Annotated in this window: 10 protein-coding genes and 2 pseudogenes; 10 read left to right on the forward strand and 2 right to left on the reverse strand. The window is 37.2% G+C overall.

What is annotated here, in order from left to right; genetic code table 11:
• The first annotated feature begins 382 nt into the window (after positions 1–382).
• The gene (locus tag AC1TO8_RS23565) at positions 383–1228 is read left to right on the forward strand and encodes an AraC family transcriptional regulator (RefSeq protein WP_482058021.1); all 846 of its coding nucleotides are present in this window, start codon (positions 383–385) and stop codon (positions 1226–1228) included.
• A 378-nt stretch (positions 1229–1606) separates the two neighbouring features.
• Here AC1TO8_RS23565 and AC1TO8_RS23570 read toward each other — a convergent pair.
• Positions 1607–2508: pseudogene (locus AC1TO8_RS23570) on the reverse strand (IS91 family transposase).
• Positions 2501–3049, reverse strand: coding sequence for a tyrosine-type recombinase/integrase (locus AC1TO8_RS23575; RefSeq protein ID WP_482058022.1), 549 nt, complete (start codon positions 3047–3049; stop codon positions 2501–2503). Before AC1TO8_RS23575 ends, AC1TO8_RS23570 begins: the two are co-directional and overlap by 8 nt.
• 327 nt (positions 3050–3376) lie before the next feature.
• On the opposite strand from AC1TO8_RS23575, the gene AC1TO8_RS23580 reads away from it, so the two are divergent.
• From AC1TO8_RS23580 to AC1TO8_RS23620, 9 genes and pseudogenes are all read left to right on the forward strand, one after another.
• Positions 3377–3940, forward strand: coding sequence for a hypothetical protein (locus AC1TO8_RS23580; protein ID WP_482058023.1), 564 nt, complete (start codon positions 3377–3379; stop codon positions 3938–3940).
• A gap of 104 nt (positions 3941–4044) precedes the next feature.
• Positions 4045–4200, forward strand: coding sequence for a hypothetical protein (locus AC1TO8_RS23585; protein WP_482058024.1), 156 nt, complete (start codon positions 4045–4047; stop codon positions 4198–4200).
• Between the two features lie 62 nt (positions 4201–4262).
• Entirely contained in the window at positions 4263–4943 is a 681-nt protein-coding gene (locus tag AC1TO8_RS23590) for a class I SAM-dependent methyltransferase (RefSeq protein ID WP_482058025.1), read from the forward strand.
• 272 nt (positions 4944–5215) lie between these two features.
• Positions 5216–5341, forward strand: a pseudogene (locus AC1TO8_RS23595) (peptide-methionine (S)-S-oxide reductase); the annotation flags it as partial.
• A gap of 268 nt (positions 5342–5609) precedes the next feature.
• Complete coding sequence (locus tag AC1TO8_RS23600; RefSeq protein WP_482058026.1) at positions 5610–6806, forward strand: S-layer homology domain-containing protein; 1197 nt, start codon at positions 5610–5612, stop codon at positions 6804–6806.
• A 459-nt stretch (positions 6807–7265) separates the two neighbouring features.
• On the forward strand, positions 7266–7940 hold the full coding sequence (locus AC1TO8_RS23605) for a GNAT family N-acetyltransferase (protein WP_482058027.1): 675 nt from the start codon (positions 7266–7268) through the stop codon (positions 7938–7940).
• A 481-nt stretch (positions 7941–8421) separates the two neighbouring features.
• The gene (locus tag AC1TO8_RS23610) at positions 8422–9915 is read left to right on the forward strand and encodes a serine hydrolase domain-containing protein (protein ID WP_482058028.1); all 1494 of its coding nucleotides are present in this window, start codon (positions 8422–8424) and stop codon (positions 9913–9915) included.
• A 496-nt stretch (positions 9916–10411) separates the two neighbouring features.
• On the forward strand, positions 10412–10990 hold the full coding sequence (locus AC1TO8_RS23615; RefSeq protein WP_482058029.1) for a hypothetical protein: 579 nt from the start codon (positions 10412–10414) through the stop codon (positions 10988–10990).
• Positions 10991–11251: 261 nt separating this feature from the next.
• Positions 11252–11632 carry a hypothetical protein gene (locus AC1TO8_RS23620; RefSeq protein WP_482058030.1) on the forward strand — a complete coding sequence of 127 codons (381 nt, stop codon included), beginning with the start codon at positions 11252–11254 and terminating at the stop codon, positions 11630–11632.
• The last annotated feature ends 259 nt before the right edge of the window (positions 11633–11891 follow it).

Here is an 11891-nt window from a genome sequence, read left to right on the forward strand (position 1 = left end):
TATAAAACCTAGAAACGGAAAGCTATATATATTTAATAGAGATTGACTGTTAATTCAAAGGAGCGCCATACTCCATATAACATTGCATTACCACAGCGGTCGCTACTCTCCATTGGTCACCAAGAGGAAGTATCGTAGAAGTTGATTCAGGTGACACATCCAAGCTGCTATGTCTATCGACCCGTTTCCTTCGGTCACTTAAGCCGCTTGAACGTCAGGAATGCCAAACGTTATCGGAAATCAATGCAAAAAAACCTTATTCAACTAGCTGGTAGATTAGTTTAAGAAAAGTGAGAGTAAATACCCGACTTTATTGGGCAGGAAATGTCGGGCAAAAAAATTCCCTTTTTGTTAGTCTAGAAGTCGGAAGGAGTTACAAACTGTGGATTGGCAAAAGAGAATGAATAACGCGTTGGATTATATTGAAGATCACCTTGATGGCGAGATAGATTATAAAAAGATAGCACAAGCAGCTCTTTTTTCTGAATATCACTTTTCAAGGATGTTTTCAGCTATCACTGGAATTTCAATCTCAGAATACGTACGACGCAGGCGATTAACACTTGCTGCATTTGAACTGCAAAAGAGTGATATTCGTATTCTTGATCTAGCTTTAAAATATGGATATGATTCCGCCGATTCATTTTCACGTACTTTTCAAAAGACGCTTGGATTAAAACCGTCAGAAGCTCGTAATAAAGGAAAGCAACTAATAGCCTATCCAAGAATTACCTTCCAAATTTCTATTAAAGGGGACATTGAAGTGGAGTACAGAATCGAGAATATTGATTTCGAGTTAAGAATTGTAGGGAAAGGTAACCTAGTGAAGACAAGTAGAGCATATAAAACAATACCAACACTTTGGAACACTGCCAAAAAAGATGGATTTATTCAAAATCTAATTGATATGTCTTGGGAGAATCCAAAATGTACGCTTGAAAGTTTATTGGGTGTTTGTGGTAAAGAAGCTGCAATAACAGATGAAAAATTTACTTACTTTATGGGTGTGCGTTATGACGGAGAAGTTCCAAATGATATGGAGTGCATAACCATTACTCACAACACTTGGGCTGTCATTCCAAATATAGTCGAAGCCTGGAAATGCCTGTATTCAGAGTGGCTTCCTACATCTGGATACGAGCTTGCTGATTTCCCTTGTATCGAATGTTATTACCCACCAAAACATAAACCTAAACACGAACTTTGGGTTCCAGTTGTGTCTAAATAATCAAGTTTGTGAACGAATATTCTTAAGCGAGCGGAGACGATAGTTGAATCGGAGAAGGCCCCAAAATCACATAACACTTTGGATTGATTGCGCAGTTGCCCGAAAAAAGGACCTTCAATAGCACTGGATGAAGGCCTTCAAAATCGTGATCATATGAGCAGAAAGGTTACTCGGCAATTGCGCAAATCCATGTTGAACGATGCCGCAAATATTCGCTAGCCTATGGGTTTTGTTATTTACTACCTTCTCTTAATGTAGCACAATATAAGAGAATTCACTTTCGAATTTCTAGGGTCAGCGTGTTCATTTACGGATATATAATTACCTCCCCCCTCCCCAGATCAGGCATCGTAGTGAAAAGGTTGCTATTAATCGCGCTTACCCACCGCCCGGAGTCAACGTTAATATCTGACACCAAGTTCCTCCACAGGATGGACAAAGCGAAATGTCCACACCGGTTAATTAGAAGATAAGTTCCTTCGCCGTCAACTTTACTTTGGGTTTAATCGGCGTACGAGTCAGGTATAAACACTTTAGTAGTTTGGTTTTTCGATTAGCGTTGCTGAGAAAACCATAATGCCTAATCTTCTGAAACCCACAAGGTAGCACATGCATCATGAATCTTCGCATAAATTCCATCGCCATCAATCTGTTGTTGTAAATCGCCGTCTTGTGCGTATATCGACTTAAATATCTGACGACGTGGAAAGAACTCTTGAAAGGCTTTTTGCAATAGACGACCCAATCGGGTTCATAGAGCGCATGAAAGTGCATCCAGAAGCTGAAAGTCCACCACCCGGCACAATGCAGTGAACATGGGGATGAAAAGACAAATTTTGTCCCCATGTATGCAACACCATAGTTACTCCGATTTGCGCACCTAGAAACTTAGGATCTAGTGCTAGCTTGGAAAGTGTTTGGGAAGCAGCTTTAAAAAGAATACTGTTCATCAGCTTGGGATTGGCTAGAAATAAAGGATTTAACGTGTGAGGAACCGTGAAAACGGTGTGAAAATAAGGAACAGGTAGAAGTTCAGAAGTTCGATCCAGAACCCATTGCTCTTTTTTTTAATTTCCACATTTGGGACAATTGCGATTGCGACAGGAATTGTAGGACACCTTCAAATCTTCGCAAGAATTGCATTGGTCGACATGTCCGCCTAAAGCTGAAGTACGACATGTTTGGATGGCTTGAGTTGCCTTGATGCCTTCCATATGAAGTGGATGGGATGCAAGAAAGGGCTCAGCGAAGCGCGAGAAGATTTGTTGTAACTCAATCAAGATGATCACCTCCAAAAGGTAGATCTAGAGGACTTTTCAACCCGAGGACTTGAGCATGGGTCAGATGTAGATACAAGGAAGTCGTTTGAATATCGGCGTGACCAAGAAGTTCCTTGATTTGCAGATGAGCGACTTCGCTCACACGAAGTCCTGCGGAGTAAACCGTTGTAAGAATAGCCTTGTGCTTGAGATTGCGAGTTGCATCGAGGATTTGGCATACTTCCTGAAAGCTCAGTATCGTGGGGAGAAAGGACTTCTTCTTCACTTTCGGAACATGTAGCATGTTCCAATCGCGAAAAAGGACGGACTGGTAATAAAACTTAATGGCCCGATAAGCAGAATTGACGTAGGCAGAACTCAGTTTCCTTATTGCGATCGCATGATAAAGAAAAGCTCGAACCTCATCGTATCCAACGGATGCAGGGGCCTTGCCACAAAACGAATAGAAGCGTTTCATGTGCGCTAAGTAAGTCTTTTGAGTACTTTTGGCGAACCCTCGTAACTCCATTGAAAATGTCATAGATTGAATCAAATCTTGCATAAATAAACAACCTCCTTTTCCACTAGATGATAAAGGAAGGTTTAGGAATTGGTAGTGAAAGATTGTAGGATTTGAGAAGCTACCGCGTAGCGGTTTAGTTCAACAATGTCTTTCTGCTTCCTCGCTAACGCTCCTTGGTCGCCAAGAGGGATTTCATAGAAGTGGAGTCAGGCGACACATCCAAACAGCTAAGTGGCAGAGCCACCCGGACCTACGGTCCTTAAGCCGCTTGGACGTCAGAAATACGAAATGTTAGCAGAAAAACTCGTATAGCGGGAAAGAAATTAATGTCTTATGTTGTTAATTGAAATGGGGGATTTATTTTAAATGGGATTCTTAAATAGGTTTTTTAAAAAAGTTGAAGATATAAATAATAGAAAATCTGATGTTTCTGAACTAGAATCAGAGTTGTATATTGAGTCACCAGAAGAAATTGCAATGAATTTCTGGGTGCAAACTGCACAGAATATTATTGTTAATGTAGTAAAGGTGACTAATAATTCAGTAGATCGCGCCTTTGTCTTAATTGATATGGGCGAATACCCTTCTTTCGATATTTTTTATCAAATAGACGGTAATTTAGTTATGTGGAGTCAACTAGAAGATACAACTATGAAAGAAATGATTATAAATAAATTATTACCACAAGCATCTACAGTAGCTTCTGCAGTGAATGGTAACTTTGCGCAAGCTGAACACCCTAAGATTGCATTTGCTGAGCTACAATTTGAATGGAAAACTAAAGCTTGGTTCTCACATGTAATTTGGGAAGAGGATGAAATAGTAAATCAAGCGAAGGAAGAAATTTTAAGTGAATGGTTCAATCTTCTGAATGATGAAATAAAAGTTACACCTTTAGAAAGTGATTCTAAGCTCTCATGGTATCCTTAATCTCAATGATTTTTTTTGTAAGTGTTTTAAAAGTTGTATTTTCATCAAAGTGCGTTAATTGTACGAAATAATATGAAAGTTATGATGTACGGTAGTTTTACATAATGGGAATGAGATTTCTGCAAGTATGTCATAGAAGTCGAGTACTTCTGCTAACGCCATATTCACGCAACTGGTCGACATTGTCGCCCCTCGGTCCGGCCGGAGTTAGAAGTGGAATCGATGAGGCATTTCAGCAGCAGGAAGTGGCATCAGCCTGACACACCCGCACCACCTAACAGCATCGCGGCCGGTCCTTCGGACCTTAAGGTGGTGTCGCGTCATGAACACAATAACGTTAGCTGAAATTGATGAACACTATTTTAAAAAAATCCAAGGAGTTGTCCATATGGATGTAGAAATTAAAAACACATTAATAGAAAGCTATAATGCTAATGCAGAATTAAGAGATAAGTTTGAGATTCAAAGTTGGAAACTCAATGAATTAAACCGATTTATTTCCTATTTTAGTAACATACTAGATTTAAAACTCCTTGATATTGGTGCAGGTTCCGGTCAACATAGTCAGTATTTAAAGTCAAATGGTTTCGATGTGCTTAGTGTTGATATGAGTCCAGAAATGATCAAATCATGTCTCCACAGAGGGTTAAAGGCCCAAGTGATGGATTTTTACTCGTTGAAGTTAGAAGAGGCCTCGTTTGATGCAATATGGTCAATGAACGCATTACTTCATGTTCCTAAGAGAAGGTTAGATATTGTTTTAAATAATATTAAGACTGTATTGAAGCCAGGTGGATTTTTCTATTTAGGTCTATATGGGGGTTATGATAGCGAAGGTATTTGGGAAGAAGATTCATATAAACCAAACCGGTTTTTCTCATTTTATAAAAATGAAGATATAGAAGTGAAAGTTAAAGAATATTTTGATGTAATGAATTTTGAAGTGGTTCCAATGGTTGGTATGAACACAGACTTTCAATCATTCGTTTTGAGAAAGAGATAAATTCTGATAGTTAATTCAAAGAAGTCATCAACATCAGCTAACATTACATTACCACAGCAGTCGCTACGCTCCCTTGGTCACCATGTGGAAGTGTTCGTAGAAGATAATTCAGGTGACACATCCAACCAGCTAAGTGGCAGAGCCGCCCGGACCTACGGTCCTTAAGCAGTTTGGACGTCAGGAATGCACAACCGTTAAACTTGCCTGGATCGAGATTGTCTAGCATCTACTAATACTTTGCGTTGGTCAGACAACAGAGAGGAATTATGGATATGGAGCAAGCAACATTCGCTGGCGGATGCTTTTGGTGTATGGTCACACCTTTTGAGGAACAGCCCGGTATTCACGGCATCGTATCGGGTTATATCGGGGGCACAACGGTGAACCCAACCTATGAAGCATTGGGATGTGTAGGTTGAGTCTGTGCAGAGGAAATATGAGAGATTGATGTGAAACGGTAAGAAGTAGTTGAATAGTTGCGGAAGTACTGGAGGACAGACTGCTCGAATGAGGAAACTGTCTTTTTTTGTCGCAGTTTGTTGGTTGATGTTCTATGTTTTGTTTGGAAACACTAACGATCTACATAAAAAAAATGTTTGCTCGTGCCATAGTTTGTCGTTTATAATAGAGGGAAATATATCCAATAAATTACTACAGGAGGATCAGATGGAATATAAAAGGTGGAGTCTCTTCATATCTATAACACTCATTATGTCATTGTGCATGGCACCCATTGTGAGTGCGGAGTCCAATCAATCCAAATATGCCTGGGCTAAAGAATCAGTTAATTTTTTATTGTCCCATGGGGCCATTGAGAACTTTGAGGATGAAGCACAAACGTTAGGAAGAACGGTAACCAAAGCAGATCTTACGCTAATGATTCATCGTTTATTTACGGAATTTCGAGTTGAAGGTGATCAAGAAATAACGATTCCCGGAGTGGCACAGGGACATCCAGCTTTTCAGACCTTTAAGGACGTATATGGGAGTATACCAAGTAACCGAAATGGACTAATTGCAGCAGCCGATAAGATTAACTATAAAGATCGGACATTTACATATAACCCAGATAAAGTATTGACGCGTTGGGACACGCTGATTACATTGAATGTATTGTTTGAGGATATCGGAAATTCTGTTGAAGAGTTAACAGGCAATGAAGCAGCATTGAAACTAAAAGCATTTAAAGATATTCCTAAGAGATATTTCACTACTGACATGGGTTATGAAAAATGGAAATATGCATATCAACCATTAGCGCCCGAGATTGGATTATATACAGACAAGAAGAATATCATTCTAGCTTCAGATCTCGATTATGTTAAATCCAACGCGCTTCTCGGTTTTTCAAAAGCCGGAATCATGAAAGCCGATACGCAAGGCTATTTCCATCCTAATCAAAAGATAACTCTAGCGGAAACTGCAGTTATTTTGCACCGAATCTATACCTATTATGATGGTAAAGGATATATCAGGAAGCCGACAAAGGATGATCTCATTCCGAATGGTATGCGGTATTACATTTATAAGGATGCTATAGGTGGACAAGGAAGCTCTACCTCTGATTTTGCTTTAGTTAATATTGATGATCTATCGGACTTTTATTTAACTATTGTGGCATCGGAAAAAATAGATTTGCAGATTATTGTTAATGGACACTCGACAATTTACACATACGAACAACTAAACAATCCTAAAGAGCCTGTTCGGATATCGTTTGATGGTGCGTACTACGTAGAAGTTATTCCTATTAACCAGAGTACGGGTGAAAAAGTTGAACCTGACAATAATAACATTTATACTACTTACTATTTGTCCGATACAAAGCAGGATTTCACCGAGTTTTTTGGATATGAGTATTAATCCTTAACGAAGTCAATAAAAAGGGAGTGCAGCACTGTTGTAAACAGCAAGTACTCCCTTTTGTGATGATTTGTTAAAATATAACTGGCTTAAAACGAAGATACGATCAACATGGAAATGACCGGATTTATTCAAGAAAAAATTAGGTTAGGTAATTGTTCTAGACTTGAGTAAGAACCGGAAGACAGATTTTCGTATGAATGGTCTGTTTTTTTTGTCTGAATTAGTAAATAGTAATGGTATATTATGGGGTGTAATATTGGTACCATAGATATCACATAATAGGTGATGTTAAACAAAGGATGTCGCAGATTTTACGATATATGACAGAAATAATTGATAAGGATTGATTACAATGTATTCTCAAATTATTGATGCTGAAATATCATATTCAAGGTTATTTTACAAAGTAGTGAGGAACGAAATCTAATTAGATTTTGGGATGATGAGATTCAAGATATGTATACTCATAATTTCATTTTAATTAAGAACCATTGCGAGAATGTAGTTGAAATAATTTCAAATGAAATAGCCCGAAGTATTGAACAGAATAGAAGTTTCTTAAGGATTGAATTGAATCATGAAATCGAGAATATAGACGAAGTAAGGCACAGTTTACTTCCTTATAAACCCGATATTACTATAAATGATTATATGTTTATAAAAACTGATGGGTTTAAAAATATTAAAGTAAATAACGATTGCATAATTAAGAAGGCAATAAGTGATCGAGAAATATTAGATGGAATCGATGTTGATGTTCAAGCAAATGCAGAGACAATGGGACTGAACTTTGCAGAAAGAAGAATAAACCGAAAGTCAATTGTTTATCGAATGTCTAATCTGCCACTAGATTTTTATGTTTGTTATCATAAAAATTCACCAATTGGAAATTGTGAACTAATACTTTCTCAAAATACTGCCAAAATTGAAGACTTTGATATTTTATTAAAATATCAAAGGAAAGGGTTTGGCAGTTCAGTGTTAAAGCATTTACTGGAAGTTGCGAAGGAAAACAATGTTGATCATGCCTTTCTAATTACAGACAGTTCAGACACCGCTAAAGATATGTATAAGAAATGTGGATTTGAAAAGATAGGGATTAAAACTGAATTGTTTTTTAAATTGAAGTAAAAATAATAGAGTTTAGTAATTCGAGGAAGGCGCTGACATCATCTAACAGAACATTCCTGCGTCGTCGCTGCCACTCCTTGGTCGCCAAGAGGGTTTTCCGAGAAGCTTATTCAGGCGATACATTCAACCAGCTAAGTCTGACGACCCGTTCCCTTAGGTCACTTAAGCTGCTTGAACGTCAGGAATTCCAAATATTATCGGAAATCAGCGTAAAAAATTAAATCATCTAAAAACTTACAGAACCAAGTAAGGATAATTCTATGGATAAGGAAAATAAATCTCTCTTTAATCGTGAATCTTAAAGAAAAGAATTAAATGGCTTCAAGAACTTCGGTTTTCTAGACCATAACGGCACCAAGCAGGTAATTATGGATGGTGTATAATTATATAATTTGGTTCGTTATTGTTTCAACGTGCGAATTTATGATTTCCTATATTAGTTCGATAATATTTTAGAAGACTTACAAAAGGGAGAACTACAATGAAGAAAATACTAAGTAGAACAGGTTCATCTATAGCATGTGTCATCCTGTTTATCGTGATAATTACTACTATTGTTTGTTGGAATGAACTTGGAACTTTGTTTAAGGCAGGGAATTATGATAATGAGGATAATATGGTGGAAACCATAATGGCCAAATCAGCGACTCCTGGATTGGCTATGGTATTATCAGAGCAGGGCGAGACAAAATATAAGTTTTACGGATATGCAGATGTTAATAATAAGATGGTAACTGAAGAATCATTGTTTGAATTGGGTTCGACTACAAAGGCGTTTACGGCTTTGGCCATAATTTTGTTAGCAGATGAGGGATATTTATCTTACTCAGATTATATTTCAGATTATATTCCTTGGTTTGAGCCAACCTTTAAGGGTGAGAAGGCTAATATTGGTATTAATCAGTTGTTAGCTCATACAAGTGGAATTCCACCGTGGAGTATTCGGTTAATTCCTGAAGGTACTACGGAGGATATGCTTGAAAAAACGATACATAATGTGTCAGACATTCCATTAGATACGTATCCTGGGACATCATACAATTATGCTACCGTTAATTATGATGTTTTAGCGATGATTATTGAAAAAGTTACAGGCAAACGTTATCAGGATTATGTAACTGAAAATATACTGGTTCCATTAAAAATGTCAGACAGTTATTTTTCAACAGGTCAGGAGAAGGAATCTGATAAACTTACCAAAGGATATCGTGTGTTTTTTGGAAGAAGCTTAGAATATGATGCCCCTAGATATTATGGTAATATCGCAGCAGGATATTTGGTAACAAATTTAAAGGATGTAGAACGTTGGATTAATGCCCAAATGGGGATAGGCGATATACCAGATAATCTATTGAATGCTATACAACAATCCCATCAAGTCGACATCAAAACGGCTGGATATGAAGATGAAAATCAATACTATTCATTCGGATGGAGTATTGATACGAAAAATGGAGTTGTTAGTCATAGTGGAGCTAATCCTAATTATTCCTCACAGGCTATTATTAATTTAGAAAAGCAGCAGGCCGTTTTTGTTCTGGCTAATATGAATTCAACTGCACCATCGCTAATTGCTAATAATATATATGAAAGTATGAATGGCAATCCTATGAAAAAGTTTAGTTATGATGACGTTTCTGTATTAATTGATTTGATATTTTCATTCTTAGTAATAGTAGCAGTTGTTAACATATGTCTTAAGGTAATTAAACTAGTTAGAGGAATAAATCTAAACATTAAAGATGAAAAGACAAGAGTCAGGAAGTTAATTGGAAGTAGTGGCAGACTTATCTTAAGCATTATGCTCATGGCATTGGTATTCATATGGCCTTATTTAATCAACAATAATTATTATATGATTTGGGTTTGGATGTCGTATTCAATATTTATTTTGATGGGTCTTGCTGCTATCAATTGCATTTTATCGATTATAATTAATATTAAAAAAATAGGAATAATTAGAAGCAGTTTATAAAAACAATTAGAGGCGTGAAGTGAAAAAATCACATACAATTGTTTGTCTAAGTTAGGTACTAGGATGAATGCGATAAGAAGGCACTGACATCCGATAACCTTATTGGTATATTGAGTTATATTCTAGTGTTAAAATAATTGATGCCGAAATTGATTTTCAAGAATTTGAAGCAGATGGAGATTATGACGGCATTTCTATATTAGATGAGAGTCTCAAGTACAGTCCTGGAATGAATGTTCTTGAAGCGGGATATATATATTTTGGAAGTTGCTCACACGGAAGTGGAGATCCAGTATTTCTCAATTTAAAGATTGAAGACGAACAGGATCCACCTGCACCACCTACCGCATCGCGGCCGGTCACTACGTGACCTTAAGGTGGTGAGGCGTCGTGAACACGGAAACGTTATACGAAAGAACCGAAGATAGGATAAGATCATCTAATAATATACAAATACAAAACTGTAGATCTTTTCGAAAGAAGGTAAATATCTTTAATGAAAAATGGCAGAATAGTTAGCTTAATATGTTTAGTTATTTTCACTTTTTTTACTTCTGGTTGTACTAGAGCCGATGAAAATATCGGAACGAACAATTTAAGTGCAAGTTCAGGATTTGCAAGAGATTTCGAAGTAAAGACATCAGATAATCCAATTGATAAGGCATTTAATAAGGATTTTGAAACGGCCTCCTCTACTCCTGAGCTTAACTATTTAGCTAATGCATATCTAGATGCGTGGAAAACAGAATGGGATAATATTCTTATAGAATTAATGAAACAATATCAATTTCAAGAAGACAAGAATTCAATAAAAAAATATAAAAGAAGTTATGAAGAATTTATTGAACAAGCGTCAGAACTTGAGTGGATAGATTGGTCGGATACTACAGTAGAGCCAGGTAAGGATCGTACATTTGGAACAGGGGCTATTAGCGCTTCATTAATGGAGGAAGCAGTATTATTTAAAAAACAGGTACTTTATTTGATTGACAAGTATTTTTCTGAAATTAGTGATTATGGTGAGTACACTTATCTATATAAAGGCAAAGGTGCAGAGTTTGATAAAGCTAAATGAAATTTGAAATGAAAAGACCTATCTTGAAAGTTACTCAATGAAGTCGGTTCCATCTGATAACAGCGTATTCACGCTGCGGCCCCTGACGGGTTCTTGGTCTGCCCGAGGATTTTCGAAGAAGGTGGAGTCAAGCAGATAACCCTGCACTGGCTAAGTCCGTCGGACCCAGGGCTAGGCCCCTTAAGCCAGTGAGGGTTCGTGAATACAACGACGTTAGTCGAAAGATTCGTAAAATTCATTATGAAGGAGGAAATACAAATCATGAGAAAGCTTAAATGGATGTCTATATATTCAATAATATCTATTGGTGTCATTCAATTGATCTCATTCGGGATTAGTTATTATTATAATTATTCTTTTATAGATACTTTATTTATGGTCGGAATATTCGTATTACTGAGTGGGATTTATTTTTCAATGCAGGGCGGATCCCTTTTTAGAAATAAATTCGTACCAGGCTATACCGATTTGGGTACACATATTGTTAGTGTTCTTGAAGCAGAGCGAGAAATTCAAGAAATAAGAACTCAAGGAACAATAGAATATGTAATTGAAAACAGAATGATGAGATTTAGAACCAAACCAGTATCAATGATTATCTCAGGGGTTATTACTATGTTTATCATTTATCTGATTTCATGATTAAAGTACATTAACGAATGTGACGGTATTTCAGGAAGGCGAATCCATCGTCTAACAACCCGTTCCCCCTCGGTCACTTAAGCTGCGTGAACGTTGGTAATGCGCGAACGTTAGTACGCCAAGAAGTTTGGCTCATCTTTCAAGGTGAAAGTCCTTGTGGGGCAAGGTCTAACCAACTACCCCTATCGAGTGTTGCGCTGACACAGGTAACTGCTAAGTGAAGTGTACACAGAGAACCATGTAGGCCATAAGGAGATGT

Source organism: Paenibacillus sp. Y859 (assembly GCF_056786405.1).